We start from the raw sequence: 17,735 nt of genomic DNA, 5'->3' as shown, positions 1-17,735 counted from the left end.
ATGCTCTCTCCCGCAAAGACCCTCGGTAGTGTCAGGGCCGAACCGCTGGTTTCGCTTGAAAATGTCGGCGTTCTCCGCAATGGCCGCTGGCTGGTGCGCGGCGTCGATTTTTCCGTCTCGCGCGGCGAGATCGTTACCCTGATCGGGCCGAACGGCTCCGGCAAATCGACGAGCGCCAAAGCGGCAATCGGCGTGCTGAAGCCCGACGAGGGCAGGGTGGAGCGCAAGGCCGGCCTCAAGGTCGGCTATGTCCCGCAGAAGCTGTCGATCGACTGGACCCTGCCGCTTTCGGTGCGTCGGCTGATGACGCTGACCGGCCCGCTGCCCGAGCGCGACATGCTCTCGGCGCTCGAATCCGCCGGCATCGCCCATATGCTCGATGCCGAAGTGCAGCATCTTTCCGGCGGCGAATTCCAGCGGGCGCTGATGGCACGCGCCATTGCCCGCAAGCCGGATCTGCTGGTGCTTGACGAGCCGGTGCAGGGGGTCGATTTCTCCGGCGAGATCGCCCTCTACGATCTCATCAAATCGATCCGCAACGCCAGCGGCTGCGGCATCCTGCTGATCTCGCACGATCTCCACGTCGTTATGGCCGAGACCGACACCGTCATCTGCCTCAATGGTCATGTGTGCTGCCGCGGCACGCCCGAATCCGTCAGCCGCAGCCCGGAATATGTGCGCCTGTTCGGCAGCCGGGCGGCGCAGACGCTGGCCGTCTACAGCCATCATCACGATCATACGCATCTGCCGGATGGGCGCGTGCAGCATGCGGACGGCACGGTCACCGATCATTGCCACGCCGATGACGGGCATCACGCGCATGACGGCGGCCATGCGCACGACCACGGGCATGACGGGCATGACCATGGGCATGCCGGTGATGGCCACACGCATCCGCACGCCCATGAGCATGCGGCGGGAGATCGCCATGCTTGACGATTTCTTCGTGCGCGCCATCCTTGCCGGCGTCGGGCTGGCGCTGACGACGGGGCCGCTCGGCTGCTTCATCATCTGGCGGCGCATGGCCTATTTCGGCGATACGATCGCCCATTCGGCGCTGCTGGGCGTCGCATTGTCGCTGCTCTTCGAACTCAATCTGACACTGGCCGTGTTTGCCGTCGCCGCCCTCGTATCGGTGCTGCTGCTCTTCCTGCAGAAGCGCCAGGCGCTGTCGGCCGATGCGCTGCTCGGCATCCTCTCGCATGCGACCCTTGCGATCGGCCTCGTCATGGTCGCCTTCATGAGCTGGGTGCGGATCGATCTCATCGCTTTCCTGTTCGGCGATATCCTTGCCGTTTCCACGACCGACATCGCGCTGATCTGGGGCGGTGGGCTCTTCGTTCTCGTGGCAATGGCCTGGCTGTGGCGGCCGCTGCTGGCGGCGACCGTCAATGCCGAGCTCGCCGAGGCCGAGGGGCTGAAGCCGGAGCGGGCGCGGCTGTTCTTCATGCTGCTGATGGCCGTCGTCATCGCGATTGCCATGAAGATCGTCGGCATCATGCTGATCACCTCGCTGCTGATCATTCCGGCGGCTGCGGCGCGGCGCTTCTCGTCGACGCCTGAGGTCATGGCGGTGCTCGCCTCGCTGATCGGGGCCATCGCCGTCTTCGGCGGGCTGTTCGGTTCGCTCACCTACGACACGCCCTCCGGCCCCTCGATCGTGGTTGCGGCGCTGATCCTCTTCATGCTCAGCCTGCTTCCCCTCAGGCGCCATCGCGCGGTCATGCAAGGACAAGGCTCATGACGACACCGCAATTGACCAAGAACCAGTCGCTTGTTTTCGATGTGCTCGAAAAGGCCGATGGACCGCTCAGCGCCTACACCATTCTCGACAAGCTGCGCGATCACGGTTTTCGTGCGCCGCTGCAGGTCTACCGGGCGCTGGAGAAGCTGCTCGAATATGGCGTCGTGCACCGGCTCGAAAGCATCAATTCCTTCGTTGCCTGCGCCCATCCCGGCGACGACTGCCACAGCCATGGCATCGTCGCCTTCGCGATCTGCGAAAGCTGCGGCCAGGTGATGGAGTTCCACGACCATGAAGTCGACCATCGGCTGATGGCCTGGGTGCGGGGGCAGAAGTTCAAGCCCGAGAAGACGACGATCGAGATCCGCGGTCTGTGCGAGGCCTGTGCGGCGTAAGGCGCGCGGGCCGGAATGAGGTCGCTTCACTTTACTCATTGCTGTGCTTGTCGCAGAAATCCAGCCACCGCGCGTCCGCGGTGGCTCGCTCCCATGAATGCAAAGAGTCTTCCGTTATCTTCCTGAAAATGGTGGAGCCGACGGAAACTCAACGTGACAAAAGATGAGGCCGTAAAACCGGCCTCATCTTTTGCATTCTTTCGCCGGTCGAGTTTAATCCCCGGCCAGCGTTGGGTCAGCCCTTGCCGGGGCCGCCGTTATCGCTCTTGCCCGGACCGTCGTTGTCACTCTTGCCGGAGCCGCCGTTGTCGCTCTTGCCGGAGCCGCCATTGTCGCTCTTGCCGGAGCCGTCGTTGTTGCCTTTGCCGGGGCCGTCGTTGTCGCTCTTGCCGGAGCCGCCGGTGTCGCTCTTGCCCGGACCGTCGTTGTCACTCTTGCCGGGGCCGCCATTGTCGCTCTTGCCGGGGCCGCCATTGTCGCTCTTGCCGGAGCCGCCGGTGTCGCTTTTGCCGGAGCCGCCGGTGTCGCTTTTGCCGGAGCCGCCGTTGTCGCTCTTGCCGGAACCGCCGTTGTCGCTCTTGCCGGAACCGCCGTTGTCACTCTTGCCGGAGCCGCCGTTGTCGCTCTTGCCGGAGCCGTCGTTGTCGCTCTTGCCGGAGCCGCCATTGTCGCTCTTGCCGGAACCGCCATTGTCGCTCTTGCCGGAGCCGCCGTTGTCGCTCTTGCCGGAGCCGCCGTTGTCGCTCTTGCCGGAGCCGTCGTTGTCGCTCTTGCCGGAGCCGCCATTGTCGCTCTTGCCGGAGCCGCCGTTGTCGCCCTTGCCGGGACCGCCGTTGTCGCCCTTGCCACCCTCGCCGTGGTCGCGGTCTTTTCCGCCCTTGCCGCTGTCGTGATCATCGCGATCCTTGCCGCCATGATCGTCCTTTCCGTGATGGCCCTTGCCATCCTTGCCATCCTTGCCGTGGTCGTGGTCTTTTCCGCCCTTGCCGCCGCTGTGATCATCACGGTCCTTGCCGCCGTGATCGTCCTTTCCGTGGTGGCCTTTGCCATCCTTGCCGTGGTCACGGTCTTTTCCACCCTTGCCGCCGCCGTGATCATCGCGGTCCTTGCCGCCGTGGTCGTCTTTTCCGTGGTGGTCATCCTTGCCGGGGTCTTGATCTTTTCCGCCGGTGTCGCCGCCTTGATCAACGCCTTCGCCGTTGCCACCGCTATTTCCGCTGCTGTCGCTACTGCCATCACCGTCATTGCCATCATTCCCATTGCTGGCGACCGAGCCGGTGTTGGATGTCTTCTTGCCGCCGCCAACGTTTTGGCTGCCGTGATCGCTGTCGTTGGGACTGAATTTGTTATCGGCCCGAATTGCTCTGGTCGGCATGCACAGCCTGTATTCGAGTGTGCCGCGAACTGCGGTGTTGCAATTAACGACTGCCGGGGCGGCCGTTGCCAGACTGCTGCTTGCCAGAAGGGAAGCAACAGCGACGCTGAATTTCGCTGCTCTGCTGATCATTTCAATCGTCTCCCAAGGTTAACTGAGCGTTAACGTGGAGATCATTTACACTAACGATGAATTAATGCGAAGAATAAATGATAGTTAATCTGTTTCGTTCATCCAATACAGTTAAATTCTCAAGTATAAAATTTTAATAAATTTTTATACTGGCTGTGTTATTCTCTTGTTGCAAACAGAGCGAATCGGCAATGAAGCGTCTCCTTTCTCTTGCTGCCTTTTTGATAATTATCCCGCATTATCAGGCAGTTGCTGGATCGTCGCTGCCTGTGACGCGAAGCATCGGCGCACCGGTGGGATTCGCCGGGGCCTGCGCCAAGTACAAGTGGCTGTGCGGCAGGATGGCGGCGCAACAGTTGAATGAGCAGGCTGCGCTTGCGCTTCTTCAAAAGGTCAATCGTGCCGTAAACGGACGTATTGTTTCGGCAGAAGATCGCCCGTCTTCCGGAAATAAGGATGTTTGGTCTTTACCGATTGCCGGCCGTGGTGACTGTGAGGACTACGCTCTGCAGAAGATGAAGGACCTGATCGAGGCTGGTTATCCATCGAACAGGTTGGCGCTTTCCGTGGTCATCGGACCGCAAGATCAAAACCATGTGGTTCTCGTCGCCCGGACGGACGCCGGCGATTATGTGCTCGACAACCTGACCAGCGCCGTGAGGCTCTGGCGCTCGACGGGCTATACGTTTCTGGCTACTCAGGATTTCCAATCGCGAACGGGTTGGCGCGTGACGCTTGCCGGTCCCCGCGCCGGTGAGTTCTCCTGAACTGAAAGTCTCGCGGCGGCACGCTCGCCGCTGGCAAGTGCAGATCCCGGCGCTATCTTTGCCTGAGAATCCAAGCCAGGGACGATTGCGTGACGAAAACCGAACTCGCGAAAATATACCGGGGCTACATCGCCTGCCTGAACAGGCAGGACTGGCACAATCTCGGGCAGTTCGTCGGCGACGATGCGGTTCACAACGGCCGGCGGCTCGGGCTGTCGGGTTACCTCGCGATGCTTGAGCGGGACTTCGATGCGATTCCCGATCTTGCTTTCAATGTTCTGATGCTGGTCGCCGACCCACCTTACGTGGCTTGCCGATTGGGCTTCGACTGCACGCCGAAGGGAAAGTTCCTCGGCCTCGACATAAACGGCAGGCGTCTTTCCTTCACCGAGAACGTGATCTACGAATTTCGCGACGGCAAGATCGTCGAGGTATGGTCGGTCATCGACAAGGAGGCGATCGAAGTGCAGCTTCGTCGCGATCAGATGACGAACGCGATGGAGTGATCGGCCAAAGGTGCCATTGACCTCGCTGCCTCATTCAATGGCAAAATCGGTGGCAGGTTGCGGTAAATTCGACGAAGAATTGTGTGCCCGACGGGCGGCTAGGCGCGTGCCTGGTGTAAGAATCGGAAACACTTTGTGACTAAGTGTCTCCAAAAGCAGCGTTTTTCGACTTGCTGCGCGCGACGACATGACGGATATTGTTTAAACGTTGAGGAAGCCGTCATGATCAGAATGATTGAAAACCCTGCCGAGCTGGCTGGCGAAGATATCACTGGCAAATATATTCTCCGGAAGCTGAACTATCATTGGTTCGCTTACGGCAAGGCAGCTATCGTGACCGCTTGCAAGGGAACGATCCTGCATCTCGAGCGCGAAGAGACGGTTTACTCCGAGCGTTGGGGTCGCCGCGCCTATACAGGTGCCGGCAAACGTTATCCCGGCGGCATCTGTCCCATTTCGGCGGTCGCTTGCGTTTGCGATACGCCTGACGACGTCAATGCCGTCATCCAACTGGATGTCGAAGCGCAGGACGAATTCTATCAATTGATCGCCAAGGCCGAAGCTAGGGTTCAGGCTCTTGCCTCTTCCTCACGGAACAGCCAGTTTCTCGAAGCCGCCGAATAAGGCACTCTTCCATGAAATCGGCCTGGGCCGTCATTTCGAGGCGTCGGGGATCGATGCGAGGTCTCCCCTGGAGTGGCCGCGGCAGTTATTGGCCTGGCTGCGATTAAGTCGATGCCGGCAATACCCGACCAGACTCTATATAGCACTTCGGAATCCCGAAATTGGTTGCGGCATTGAAATCATTGGCTGTTTCTCTCCGTCCACACCTCACGAAACGCCGCGAATTTCGGAATCCCGAAGCGGTGAATTTCGGGATTCCGAAGCGGCGTTTTTCTTGATTGGATTGCCAATGGCAACAACTCTGTGGCGCGTCACCCGATCTGCTTGAGATCGCGGGCGAAGCGTTGCCAGTTGGCGACATAGTTTTCCGCCGAGCGGCGGATGGCTCCGATTGCCGCTTCGTCGAGCGTGCGCAGGACGCGGGCGGGTGCTCCGACGATCAGGGAGTTGTCGGGGAATTCCTTGCCTTCAGTGACCAGTGCATTGGCGCCGACGAGGCAGTTGTTGCCGATTTTCGCTCCGTTGAGGATGGTGGCGCCCATGCCGACCAACGCGTTGTCGCCGATGGTGCAGCCGTGGAGAATGGCGTGATGGCCGATGGTGCAGCCTTTACCGATCGTCAGCGGGAAGCCCATGTCCGTATGGGCCATCACGCCTTCCTGGATGTTGCTGTCTTCGCCGACGGTGATCTTCTCGTTGTCGCCGCGCAGCACGGCGCCGAACCAGATGCCGACATTCTTGCCGAGCTCAATCTGGCCGATGATGTTGGCATCCGGTGCGATCCAATAGAGGCCGGCGGCGGGCAGTTTCGGCGTTGATCCACCGAGCGCATAGACGGGCATGGCTCTCTCCTCAGACGACCTCGACCGACAGGGTGGCGATACCGTCGATGCCGCAATTGATGCGATCGCCCCTGGCGACCGCACCGACGCCGGCGGGCGTGCCGGTCATGATGATATCGCCGGGCGCCAGGGTGAAAAGCTTCGACAGTTCGGCGATGATCTCCGGCACCTTCCAGATCATCTGGTTGAGATCGCCGTCCTGAACGCGTTTGCCGTTCTGTTCCAGCCAGATCTTTGCCTGCGTGGGGTGGCCGAGGCGGCTTGCCGGAACGATCGACGAAACGGGGGCGGAATGTTCGAAAGCCTTGCCGACTTCCCAGGGGCGGCCGAGCTTCTTTGCTTCGCCCTGCAGATCGCGCCGGGTGAAATCGATGCCGACGGCATAGCCGTAGATGCAGCCGAGCGCATCGGCGGCCTGAATGTTTGCCCCGCCGGATTTCAGCGCCAGCACGCATTCGACCTCGTAATGCACATCTGATGACAGTGGCGGATAAGGAAAGGCATGGCCTGCCGGCAGCAGGTTGTCGGCATTCTTCTGGAAGAAGAAGGGTGGCTCGCGGCTGGGATCATGGCCCATCTCGATCGCATGGTCGGCATAGTTGCGCCCGACGCAATAGACGCGGCGCACCGGAAAACGCTCGGCGCTCCCTTCCACCGGCAGCAGTACCGGTGCGGGACGCGGAATGACGGTGGCGGGATGGGGCATGGGCGGGCTCTTCCTGTTTTCGACTCTTGCGCCATCTTAGACGGAAAACGTCGCGCCGGGGAAGCATCCCTGGCGCCCGGATCGGGTGCATTGACGCCGTCACGGTCGCGGGTTAACCTTGGCCATGAGCAGGATTTTTGCAGTTTCGACCAAGTCTACGACCACCGCGCCGCGGTGGGTGGTGGACGCGTGAACTGAATTCCGTTCATTGCTGCTGAGACCAACCCGCCGGAAACGAGCGGGTTTTTTGTTCCCGCCCGTGTCCCGCATTCGAGGACGAGATCGTGGACGATATCCAGAAACATATTCTCGCGGAGCGGGCGCTGGCCGCTGCCCGCCGCTGTGTCGCCAGCCGCTTTGCCGGGGCTGCTTTCACCTATGCGGCGGGTTCCATCATGCGCGGCGAAGGGACCGCGTTTTCGGATATCGACCTGGTCGTCGTCTTTCCGTCGCTGGAAAGGGCCTGGCGGGAATCGTTCACTGAGGACGGCTTCCCGGTCGAGGCCTTCGTCCACGATGCGCAGACGCTGGCGCATTATCTTCATCGGGATGCAGACAGCGGCTATCCGATCATGGTCAACATGGTGATGACAGGCAGCATTTTGGGACCGGATATCGACAGCGCCCGCCTCATCCAGGCAAAGGCGGCGGATATTCTGGCGGCAGGGCCCAAGCCTCTTGCTGGGGCAGACTATGACATGCTGCGCTATCAGGTCACGGATCTGGCCGATGACCTGCGCGGCGCCCGCCCGCCCGAAGAGGTCGCCGCTATCGCCGCACTGCTCTACCAGAAGCTCGCCGATCTGATCCTGCTCGGGCGCGGCGCATGGAGCGGCCGCGGCAAGTGGGCGCCGCGTGTCCTGAAGACGCTCGATGCGCAACTGGCGGCCGAATTCGACGCGGCGTTCAGGCTGGCGGGGCAGGGCGACGGCGCCCGGTTGCTGGCCCTTGCCGACCGCGAGCTCGCCCTGCATGGCGGCCGCTATTTCGACGGGTACCGGCAGAACGCGCCGCTGGAAGCGCGCCGCCTGGAATAATTTGGTATCGGTCACGTTGCCGCATTTTGAAAATTGGATGAAAGATGTTTGAGAATGAATTCAAAGGTGCCTTGCAGTCTGCCATGAGGCGCACCGCCAGATTGCTTCTCAGACCTCCGGTGGAAGGGGATGCCGATTTCCTGATCCGGCTTTTTTCGCGGCCGGAACTGGTCGCACACCGACCGGTGCCCCGGCCTGATACGCCGGAGGAAAGTGCTGCGCGGCTCGCGCGCGATATCGGGCATTGGAAAGATCACGGGTTCGGGCGTTGGGCTGTTGAGTCAGACGGTGCGCTGATAGGGTTCGGCGGCGTCACTGTTTCCACGGAATTCGATGGCCTCAACCTTTCATATCATCTGCAACCTGAAAGCTGGGGCCATGGCTATGCCACGGAATTGGTCAGGGAATCCCTGACATTTGCATTCGACGATCTGCAGGCCGATCGCGTGATCGGATTGGTTCGCACCGCCAACACCGCGTCAAGACGCATTCTCGAAAAATGTGGCTTCGCCTTCGAGTGCGAGGTGATGTTGCACGGCGCGCCGACCAACATGTACGCCTTCGGCAGTTTCCGGACTTAAGCGGCAAGCGCCGATCGCATCCGCACAAGCGTTCACGCTCGCGAGGTCATCCAGACACCCACCATTGTCACCGCCAATCCGACGAACATCGTTGCCGTCAGCGGCTCGGAAAACAGGGCCCAGGCCCATAACATGGTGACGGGTGGGCTGAGGTAGATTGCGGCGCTGACCTGCGCCACCGGGAAAAGTCGAAGACTGGTGTAATAGACCGAATAGGCGGTAAAGGTTGCGATCAGCACGAGCCATGTCATGCCGATGGCGAAATCGATGGTCATCGGCGGGATCATATTGCCCTGCATGAAGGCGCAGAACGAAAACAAGGCCGAGCCGGTCAGGGTCTGGATGCAAAGGCTCTGATGGACAGGCATGTGCTCGTCGCGCCGCCGTCTGTAGAGAACCGAGGCGAGGGCGAAAATCAGCATCGAGCCGGCCGTCAGCCCATAGGCCCAGAGCGGGGCCTGGCCGAAGCTCAGGCTTTCGAGCGAAACGAGCAGAACGCCCACCACGGCGATCGTCGTCCCCAGCCATTGCCGCAATGTCAGCCGTTCGCCCAGGAGCGGTTGCGACAGGCACGCAATCGCCAGCGGCAAGAGGTCGGAAATCAGTGCGACCAGTCCCGTCGGCACGCGCTGCTCGATGGCGAGAGCGAATCCACCGAGATAGAGGAAGACCGACATCACGCCGAACAGCATTTGCCCCAGCACACTGCGCAGATGCATCCTTGGCCCGATCGTCAGCGCGAAGGGCAGCAGTATCAGTCCCGACAGAAGGGTGCGCCAGAACAAGACCAGAATGACGCTTGCCCCCTCGCTGGCGTAGCGGATGCCGACGAAACCGGAACTCCAGCTGATCACCAGAAGTGCCGCCAGCACGGGCCAGAGGAGAGGATGTCGTCGCGGCTCGGGCCGGACGATTGATTGATCTGTCATGGCATACTCATTTCGATAACGCTCTGCTCTGAAATAGGTCAGGAAATGCGCCATCGCACATGACAAATATCGATCGCGACATGACAATGCGCTCGCTTTATCGATGTCGACTTGTCAGGCCGGCCAGCTCCATGCATAGATTTTGCGACACAGTGAGCAGAGAGCGCCTCCATGACCGAACTCAACAGCCGACGATTGGAAATAGACGCGTTGCGGGTCCTGTGGTCCGTTCGCCGTCATGGTGGAGTCACTCGCGCCGCCGAGGCGCTCGGTCTGTCGCAATCGGCCGTCAGCCATAAGATCAAGCGGCTCGAGGTCAGCCTCGATTGCGATTTGCTCAGCCGCAAATCAGGCTCGGCCATGTTCACCGCCGCCGGAGAGGACTTGCTGGATTATGCCGAACGTATCCTTGGCCTTCATGACGAAGCGCTTCTCAGCCTGACGAAAACGCCGCTCGCCGGGCGCATCGCGCTGGGGCTGACCGAGGACACGACCTGCACGGACCTTGCCCGCATATTGGGCCGGTTTCGTCGTCTCCATCCTGATGTCGCGGTGCGCACCAAGGTCAGAATGAGTCTGGTTCTCAGGGGGATGCTGGAGCGGGGCGAGCTCGATGCTGCGATCGTGCAGATCTTTGCCCACGAGGTTCGCCCGACCGATATCGTCCTTTTCCGGGAGCAGCTCTACTGGGTGAAGCATGCGGACTTGCCTCTGCCGCCGAGTGGTCCCATTCCATTCCTGTCTTTTGACGACGAATGCTTCTATCGCCAATGGGCGCTTGATATCGGGCAGGACGGTGACTCGCTGCTCGAGACGGTGTTCGAATGCGCCAGCGCCGCCGGAATCGTCTCGGCAGTCACATCCGCGCTGGGCGTGGCGCTTCTGAATGGGCGCCATCTGCGCCCCGAGATGAGTATCATCACCAACCGCCTGCCCACACCTCCCGCCCTGGCCTATGTGGTGCGCCGAGCCCGAAAGGCGCGAAACCCGGCGCTCGATACGCTGGTCGCCGAAATCGAGAATGAGGTCAGCCGCTACGGCGGACTGACCCTGGCGAGCTGACGGGCCGGGACATGCCCAGCGCATCGGCCCGAAAATCGGAATCGATTTTCGGAAAGCACGATGCGAGGATTGAAAGTGCTAGAGCGTCCTTTCTGCGTCCGAAAGGGCACGCGGCGCGCTAGCCGAGAGCGCTTTGCGCGGCGCATATCCTGTCGATCAGGGCATCAAGTTCACCTTTTGGCGGACGGCTTTTGGCCAGGCGCTGCTTGAGGTGCATGATCGGCTCAGCCAGGATTTCATCCAGGCTCTCGGCACAGGTGAAGTCACCCGCCACGCGCTTGACCTTCGAATTGTCGAAGATGGCCGTCCAGGCCTTGTCGCCGACCAGCGGGCCTCTCCAATCCGGATTGTACCTGATCAGGGTGTCGGTCGGTACGTGGACGATCTTGGCCTCTACGCCCAGCAATCTTGCAATCGTCTTCTGGATATCGTCCCAGATGTGGGCGCGATCGGAGGTGATGTGGAAAATCTCGCCGAGCGCTGCTTTCTTGCCGAAAAGCCCGACGAAAGGCACTGCGAAATCGACGGAGCGGGTCAGTGTCCAGGGCGTGTGGCCATCGCCCGCCACGATGGTGGGTTCGCCGTCCAGCAGGCGTCTCGCCATGACGTCGCTATCGCCCATCATGATCGGCAGGCCGGTGCGAACGGTGTGGCTGGGGCGGATGATCGTCCAGGCCAGATTGCTGGACTTCTTGAGCAATTCCTCACAGGCGATCTTGGCCTGGCTGTAGGGCCAGTAGGGATTGATCGCCGGCGTCTCTTCGGTGATCACGTAGTGACGCGGCGGCTTTTCATAGACCGAGGCCGAAGAGATGAAAATATACTGACCGCAATTGCCCGCAAACAGCTCGATGTCGCGCGCCACCTGATCGGGCGTGAAGGCGATGAATTGGCAGACGACATCATAATTGGCCCTGGCGAGATCCGCATAGGCGGTCGACCCAAGTTCACCGACGATCGAGGTCACCCCCGCAGGCAATGGGTCGCTTCTCAAGCCGCGATTAAAGACGCTGACATGATGGCCCTCAGCAACGGCGCGGTCGACGCAGGGATAGGAAATCTGGCCGGTGCCGCCAATGAAAAGAACTTTCAAAGCCATGAGTGACCTCGGGGTCTATGGGCGGGATCTGGTGATCACCCTTCATAGCGCGAAAGAACGTGATCGTCTCCCGCAAATCTCGTGCACCGAAGATTGCGCCGCGAGCGGGGCCGCGTTGAGCCGAAAGCCGTCACTGATCGCCTGCCGTACAAGTGGCCATCATTCCCCACCATCGCCCACCATCGCATCCCGCACGATCGCGTAGTAGGCGGCAAGCTCGGGGATATCAGCGGCCAGCCTGTCGAAGGCGGGGTCGGCTGGCGCAAGTGTGCCGGCATATTTCGTCTCGATGAAAGCCTGGTGGGCGGCAAGCGCTTCAGCATCGGCTTTGTGCACGACGGTATAGACCGGTGAGGGCACGGTGCGGCCCTTGACGATGATGCGGTCGAGTTCGACGACGGTGTAGGTATCCGCGACCAGTCTGGCGGTTTCCTCGCCGAGCAACAGGGCGACGCCATAATTCTTCGAGGCGCCTTCGAGGCGGGAGGCGAGGTTGACGCTGTCGCCGAGGCAGGAGTAGTCGAAGCGGCGGGTCGAGCCCATATTGCCGACGATGCATTCGCCGGTGTTGATGCCGACGCCCATCTTCAGCACATGCGGCTTGTCGCCGCGTATCGCCGCCTCCCGCTCCAGCTGGCTGTTCAGCCTCGATATCGCCGCCTGCATGGCAAGCGAGGCGCGCACCGCATGGAGCGCGTGGTCGGGATCGTCGAGCGGTGCGTTCCAGAAGGCCATGATGCAATCGCCCATATATTTGTCGATCGTGCCGCCGTGATCCATCACCACGTCGGAGAGCGGCGTCAGCAGCCGGTTGATCAGGCCGGTCAGCTGCTCCGGATCGTCCTTCAGGGTCTCGGCAATGGTGGTGAACCCCCGCACATCGGAAAACAGCACCGAGAGCGTACGCCGCTCGCCGCCGAGCTTCAGCTGCGAGGGATCGTTCGACAGGCGTCGGACCAGATCGGGCGAGATATATTGGGCGAAGGCGCGAATGATCTGCCGCTTGTTGCGGCGCTCCTCGGCATAATCGAAGGCCGCCTGGCCGAAGGCGACCGAGACATAGGCGACGACTGGGCCGAGCGGCGAGACGAAGACATGGGCAAAGCGCATGCCGGCAAAACTCGCTGCCGCGAAGGCGATGAGTGCGGCGGCGCTGGCGACGATCGTCAGCCATCCCGTCGAACGCCAGACGGTGGCGGCGGCCAGCAGCACCGAGATCAGAATGCAGGCGGCGACCAGCGGCAGACGAGCCTCCGTGATCGACAGGCCACGGCGGATATTGTCGTAGATCGTCGCCTGGATCTCGACGCCGGAGACGAGCTTGCCGGTATGAACGGTATAGGGCGAGGCAAAGGCATCGACGCCGCCCTTGTCGATCTCGGGCGCATTCTGCAGGCTGAGGCCGACGAGCACGACGCGGTCCTTGAAATAACCCGGCGGCAGCAGATTCTCGGGGTCGAGCGCCTGGTAGTAGGAGACCGTCGGATAGGAGCGGGCCGGGCCGAAGGACTGGATGAGCCGGCCGGAGGGCAGGGCTATGTTTGCTGCTCCCGCCGCCTTCATCAGCATGGCGGCAAAACCGTCCCCATAGCCTGGAATGCGCCGGAACGTGCCGTCGCCGCTGAGATCGATGGAGGCGATGCCGGTCACCGCACCCGCTTCGGTCAGCTGCGGCAGCGGCGTGGCGCGGATCAGCTGCGAGGCCTGCGGCGTTTCGATCAGCGTTTCATCGCCGGCGAGCACGACATCGGGGCCGACGGCCCCGGTGATTGCCGCATCATTGTCGGGGTTCGACGGTTCGGCCATGATGATGTCGAGGCCGATGACACGGGCGCCGGCCGCGCGCAGCTGCCTGATGAGTTCGGCATGCAGGCTGCGCGGCCAGGGCCACTGCGCATTGATATCGGCAAGCGATGGCTCGTCGATGGCGACGATCACGGGTCCGCCTTGCGGCGGGCGCGGATCGTCGACGGTCGAGAGATAGTCGAAGCTTCTGAGCTCGAGCAGCGACCAGGCGGGCAGGCGCGACAAGAGCGAGATGGCGACCAGCGTCGCAAGCGCCAGCACCAGCAGCCTGAGATGACGGCTTTCGGCTTGCCGGCTGGCGGGTCCGACCTGCCGAGGCTTGTCCTGCGCCTGCATCAGAAGCGGACTTTGAGCGTGCCCTTGAAGGCGCGGCCCCAGCCGGGTACGCCGGGCGTCAGCTCGAAATCCTCGTCGAGCAGGTTATAGGCGGCCGCCTCCAGCGCGATGCGCTTGTCCAGGGGTTCCCAGATCAGGTGGGCGTCGAGGGTCCAATAGTCGTCGAGCTTGGTGCCGAGATCGTCGCCGTCGCGTTCGCCGATATAGTTGGCCGCCACCGTCGCCTTGACCTTGGCCTCATTGACCCAGGTCAGGGCGATCTGGCCGGAATTTTTCGGAATGAATGGAAGCGAGCCGCCGTAATTCGGCTCCAGCGGGTCCTTGTTCTCCGACTCCATGTAGGCATAGGTGGCGGACAGGCCGAAGCCATAGCCGAGGGCGACGTTGGCGGTGACGGCGGCGCGGTCGATGCTGCCGCGCGACAGCGGCAGGCTGTCGGCTGCCGGAAGCGAGATCAACGGAAAATCGATCGAGAAATCATGCAGTTCCTGGTGCTGGTATTCGACCGAAGTGAAGAAGCGGTCGGTCCACTCTGCATCCCATTGCAGCGCCACCGTATCGCTGTAACCTTCGATGCCGACCGAAAACTGGTTCGGCTGCAGGCCGAGGATGCCGACCGGGGCAAGGGTCGGAACGCCGGTGTCGACGCTCTGGCGCATGAAGGCGGCGCGCAGCCAATGGTTCTGGACGGGCGCCCAGGCAAGGCCGAAACGCGGCTCCAGCCGGCTGACATCGACGCCGTCACCCGACATGTGGGTGCCGAACAGCGCATATTCGCCCTTCAGATCGGGCGTGATCTCGTGCAGCACGTCGACATAGCCGCGGGCAATGTCGACGCGGTTGTCGGCCTCCGTGGGGCCGAGCGTCGTGCCGTCGAGGAAGCCCGGAACGATATCCTCGATGTGGAGGAAGCTGCTGTTGTGGGCATCGATCCAGCCGCCCTCGATGCCATAGCGGAAGGTCAGCGGTCCCGCGCCGATATCGTGGTTGAGAGCGGCGACATAGGTCTTCGAGCTCACGTCCTGGGTGGTCTGCCCGAAGGGGCGAATATCGGTGCCGGGACCGCCGAGGAACGGCACGGCCTCCCAATCGAATTCCATCTCAGCGGTGGTCTTCGTCCTGGTCCCCGAATAGAGCAGCGCTGTGTTCAGCACGTTTTCGTAGCCGAATGTATGGCTCCAGCCGATGCCGGCATTGGTCGTCGTGATGATGTCGCGCCGGTTGAGATAGAGCGGTAACTCATCAGGCACCCGCGGGATACCGAAAAAGGGAACGAGGATGGGATCGAACAGACCGTCGTTCAGAATGGTCGACAGCTGGGAATTGCTGCTCAATGTGTCGAGGTCGAAATCGCGTTTGGCGCCATTGAAGTAGGCGACGACGCGGTCATCCGGGGTAATCGTCGCTGTGAGATAACCGTTGCCGCTGAGGATCTTGTTGTCGGTGGAGAAGCCGCCGAAATCCGTATAGTCGCCGTCGCGGGCGATCTCCTCCCAGTTCAGGTTGCCGTAGAAGCTGAGCGGGATGGTTTCGTTGGAGAAGCCCTGGATTTCTGCCTCGCCGATGCGCCTGGTATGGCCGTCGACGCTGTTAATGCCGCCGCCGAGCGAACCTTCGATGAAAGGAGTGCGCAGAAGTGTGGCCGAGCGCGAACGGCCCGACAGCATATGCGGATCGAGCAGCAGGCCCTGGAAGAGCGAGGAGAAGCTCGACGTGTTGAGGCGGTACTGGCTGATATTGTCGTCGCCGAAATCAGTCGCATTGCTGAAGGGAAAGATGCTGCCCTTGATCGACTGGTCGGTATAGCCGCTGCCTTCGAAGGGACTGAAGACCGCATCGCCATAATAGCGGCCCCAAGCGTCCAGGCCCTGCAGGCGGAAGGCGTTGTTCAGGGTCGAGCCGGCGTCCTGGTTGGCGCCGAGCGCGCTGTAATCGCCGCCGCGCGCCCTTGAGCGGCGGAGAAACTCCTGGGCGTTGCGGATCGCGCCGTCGGCGTCGTAATCGTCGATATCGACGGCAGTGCGGAAGGAAGAGATGACGGGATCGTTCTTGTCGAGCCTGTCGGCATTGTCGACCGCTTGCTCGGAGGGGAGACGGTCGCCCTTTTCGTAGTGGGCGGCGGCAAGCATCAGCTGCGACTGCGAATGCGCCGGATTGGCGGTGCTGGCCGCCAGCAAGTCCGCCAGCGCCTTGTCGCGCTCGCCGGTCTGCAGGTAGTAACGGCCGCGGGCGAGGAGAGCGATGTCGTAGGACGGATCGACGGCGAGCGCTGTGTCGATCTCGCGCTTGGCATCCTTCATCCTGGATTGGTCCAGGTACAGAATGGCAAGATTGCCGTGGGGAACCGGGTCCTGCGGATCGAGCGCGATTGCCTTCAGGAAGGCCGCCTCGGCCTCGCCATTGGCATCGCGGGCGCTCTGCAGCAGGCCCAGCGAGTTCAACGATCCCGATGCCCCGGGCGCAAGCTCGATGGCGCGGTTCAGATCGGCGAGGGCGCCGTCGATATCGCTTTCATAGCTCGCCTTGTAGGAGGCGCGCGCGGCAAGGGCGATCGGATGGTTGGGATCGAGCGAGAGGGCGCGGTTCACGGCCTCCTGCATCTGGGCGCGGTCATCGATCAGCTGCGCCAGTTGGGCGCGGATTGCGGGTAGGGTGGGATCGTCGGGGAAACGCTTCTCTGCTTGGCTGATCACATCGAGAGCGGCGCGCGGGTTTTCCAGAAAGCCGGCGGTGTAGGCCTTCATGATCGCGCCATAGGGACCGACGGCAGCCGACGGCGGTTTTTCGACATGGGCGGGATCGGCAAGCGAGCGAGCGAAGTAAGCGCCATACTGCGCCATGTTCCGGCGGTTGGCGTCGAGATGCGGCAGTGCCGTCGCAAACAGCCTTGCGGCTTCGTCGTAACGTTTTTCGGAGCCGGCGATGGTGGCATCGATCAGGTCGACGCGCGCCTTCTGGGCGGTCGTCAGCTTGCGGCCCCGAACCTGCTGAAGCGTCTCTGCGGCGACCTGCCGGCCGTCGAAGGCGCTCTGCACTTCGGCAAGCTCCAGCCAGTCCTCGGTTGTGCGACGCTCCGGCGGCAATGCCAGCAGCCGGCGGCGCTCGTCGGCCATGCGGCCTGCCGGCAGCGGCGAGGTCGGCATCAGGCCGAAGCCGTCTCGCAGGTTCAGGTAAAACAGCATCTGCTCGCGATCGTCGGGCGTGACGATAACGAGCTTGCGCGGCGCCTGACCGATGGTGGCGACGGCGCCTTCACCTTCGCCCACTTCGACGCTGCCCTGTGGGTTGCTGAGCGCAACGCGGCCTTCGAGCACGATCATCGAGGTCTTGTCGCCCTCGACCGTCATGGTCCAATCGGTGCCGCGGATGGCGGCTGCGGCCGCCGGCGTTTCCACCGTCAGGCCTTGGCCGCCGCGCTCGGCGCGCGCCCAGATCGTTCCTGATTGCAGCTCCAGCGTCGTGTCGCCGCTTGCGGCCATCTTCTTGACCTGTAGCGAGGAATTGCGGCCGAGGCGAACCTGGGTGTGATCGGAAAAGACGATGGCGAGCTGGCCGTTGGCATTGGTGCGCAGCACGTCGCCAGTCAGCAGATCCTGATGGATGTCGACGACGCGCCAGTTCGACACGTCGATGAAGCGGACCTCCTCGCCGGTCTTGCGGGCGATGACGGATCCGGCGACCGGTGTTGCACGTTGCACCGGGTCGGCCGCCGCCGGGGAAAAGCCCGGCACGACAAGCGCAAGCGCCACCCCGGCGCGACAGATGTTTTTCCAGCGACCCCGCATGACCCCAAC

At 62.1% G+C, this 17,735-nt stretch carries 16 protein-coding genes; 9 read left to right on the top strand and 7 right to left on the bottom strand.

The window, feature by feature from the left end:
* The 3 genes from FHT79_RS06565 to FHT79_RS06555 are packed head-to-tail and all read left to right on the top strand — an operon-like array spanning position 1 to position 2,139.
* Complete coding sequence (locus FHT79_RS06565) at positions 1-936, top strand: metal ABC transporter ATP-binding protein (RefSeq protein WP_063474662.1); 936 nt, start codon at positions 1-3, stop codon at positions 934-936.
* Positions 929-1,744 (top strand): zinc ABC transporter permease subunit ZnuB, encoded by an 816-nt coding sequence (znuB, locus tag FHT79_RS06560; protein WP_183903317.1) that lies wholly within the window; start codon positions 929-931, stop codon positions 1,742-1,744. Before FHT79_RS06565 ends, znuB begins: the two co-directional genes overlap by 8 nt.
* Positions 1,741-2,139 (top strand): Fur family transcriptional regulator, encoded by a 399-nt coding sequence (locus FHT79_RS06555; protein WP_047610731.1) that lies wholly within the window; start codon positions 1,741-1,743, stop codon positions 2,137-2,139. The genes znuB and FHT79_RS06555 overlap by 4 nt, the downstream gene beginning before the upstream one ends.
* A 235-nt stretch (positions 2,140-2,374) precedes the next feature.
* Here FHT79_RS06555 and FHT79_RS32055 read toward each other — a convergent pair whose 3' ends face one another.
* Positions 2,375-3,646 carry a hypothetical protein gene (locus tag FHT79_RS32055; RefSeq protein ID WP_246713938.1) on the bottom strand — a complete coding sequence of 424 codons (1,272 nt, stop codon included), beginning with the start codon at positions 3,644-3,646 and terminating at the stop codon, positions 2,375-2,377.
* A gap of 191 nt (positions 3,647-3,837) precedes the next feature.
* Here FHT79_RS32055 and FHT79_RS06540 point away from each other — a divergent pair, with 191 nt between their 5' ends.
* The 3 genes from FHT79_RS06540 (at position 3,838) to FHT79_RS06530 (ending at position 5,543) form a co-directional block, all read left to right on the top strand.
* Complete coding sequence (locus FHT79_RS06540; protein ID WP_183903097.1) at positions 3,838-4,413, top strand: transglutaminase-like cysteine peptidase; 576 nt, start codon at positions 3,838-3,840, stop codon at positions 4,411-4,413.
* Between the two features lie 89 nt (positions 4,414-4,502).
* Positions 4,503-4,919 (top strand): ester cyclase, encoded by a 417-nt coding sequence (locus tag FHT79_RS06535; RefSeq protein WP_183903096.1) that lies wholly within the window; start codon positions 4,503-4,505, stop codon positions 4,917-4,919.
* A gap of 222 nt (positions 4,920-5,141) precedes the next feature.
* On the top strand, positions 5,142-5,543 hold the full coding sequence (locus FHT79_RS06530) for a hypothetical protein (protein ID WP_049735194.1): 402 nt from the start codon (positions 5,142-5,144) through the stop codon (positions 5,541-5,543).
* Positions 5,544-5,854: 311 nt separating this feature from the next.
* On the opposite strand, the gene FHT79_RS06525 is transcribed toward FHT79_RS06530, so the two are convergent.
* Entirely contained in the window at positions 5,855-6,385 is a 531-nt protein-coding gene (locus FHT79_RS06525) for a gamma carbonic anhydrase family protein (protein ID WP_047610725.1), read from the bottom strand.
* Between the two features lie 10 nt (positions 6,386-6,395).
* Entirely contained in the window at positions 6,396-7,091 is a 696-nt protein-coding gene (locus FHT79_RS06520) for a fumarylacetoacetate hydrolase family protein (protein ID WP_183903095.1), read from the bottom strand.
* Positions 7,092-7,375: 284 nt separating this feature from the next.
* Between FHT79_RS06520 and FHT79_RS06515 the strand changes: the two genes are divergently transcribed.
* Positions 7,376-8,128, top strand: coding sequence for a nucleotidyltransferase domain-containing protein (locus tag FHT79_RS06515; protein WP_183903094.1), 753 nt, complete (start codon positions 7,376-7,378; stop codon positions 8,126-8,128).
* Positions 8,129-8,172: 44 nt separating this feature from the next.
* Positions 8,173-8,709, top strand: a complete 537-nt coding sequence (locus FHT79_RS06510) for a GNAT family N-acetyltransferase (protein WP_183903093.1) — start codon at positions 8,173-8,175, stop codon at positions 8,707-8,709.
* Between the two features lie 32 nt (positions 8,710-8,741).
* Here FHT79_RS06510 and FHT79_RS06505 read toward each other — a convergent pair whose 3' ends face one another.
* Positions 8,742-9,638 carry a DMT family transporter gene (locus tag FHT79_RS06505; protein ID WP_063474668.1) on the bottom strand — a complete coding sequence of 299 codons (897 nt, stop codon included), beginning with the start codon at positions 9,636-9,638 and terminating at the stop codon, positions 8,742-8,744.
* Between the two features lie 171 nt (positions 9,639-9,809).
* Between FHT79_RS06505 and FHT79_RS06500 the strand changes: the two genes are divergently transcribed.
* Positions 9,810-10,700 (top strand): LysR family transcriptional regulator, encoded by an 891-nt coding sequence (locus FHT79_RS06500; RefSeq protein ID WP_183903092.1) that lies wholly within the window; start codon positions 9,810-9,812, stop codon positions 10,698-10,700.
* 118 nt (positions 10,701-10,818) lie between these two features.
* Here the strand turns inward: FHT79_RS06500 and FHT79_RS06495 are convergent, their stop codons facing one another.
* The 3 genes from FHT79_RS06495 to FHT79_RS06485 form a co-directional block, all read right to left on the bottom strand.
* Positions 10,819-11,799 carry an SDR family oxidoreductase gene (locus FHT79_RS06495; RefSeq protein ID WP_183903091.1) on the bottom strand — a complete coding sequence of 327 codons (981 nt, stop codon included), beginning with the start codon at positions 11,797-11,799 and terminating at the stop codon, positions 10,819-10,821.
* Positions 11,800-11,958: 159 nt separating this feature from the next.
* The gene (locus FHT79_RS06490) at positions 11,959-13,941 is read right to left on the bottom strand and encodes an adenylate/guanylate cyclase domain-containing protein (RefSeq protein ID WP_183903090.1); all 1,983 of its coding nucleotides are present in this window, start codon (positions 13,939-13,941) and stop codon (positions 11,959-11,961) included.
* Positions 13,941-17,726 (bottom strand): FecR domain-containing protein, encoded by a 3,786-nt coding sequence (locus FHT79_RS06485; protein WP_183903089.1) that lies wholly within the window; start codon positions 17,724-17,726, stop codon positions 13,941-13,943. Before FHT79_RS06485 ends, FHT79_RS06490 begins: the two co-directional genes overlap by 1 nt.
* Between the last annotated feature and the right edge of the window lie 9 nt (positions 17,727-17,735).

It is taken from the genome of Rhizobium sp. BK212 (genome assembly GCF_014197475.1).
Taxonomy (GTDB): Bacteria; Pseudomonadota; Alphaproteobacteria; order Rhizobiales; family Rhizobiaceae; genus Rhizobium; species Rhizobium anhuiense.
This window is presented reverse-complemented; position numbering and strand designations above follow the sequence as displayed.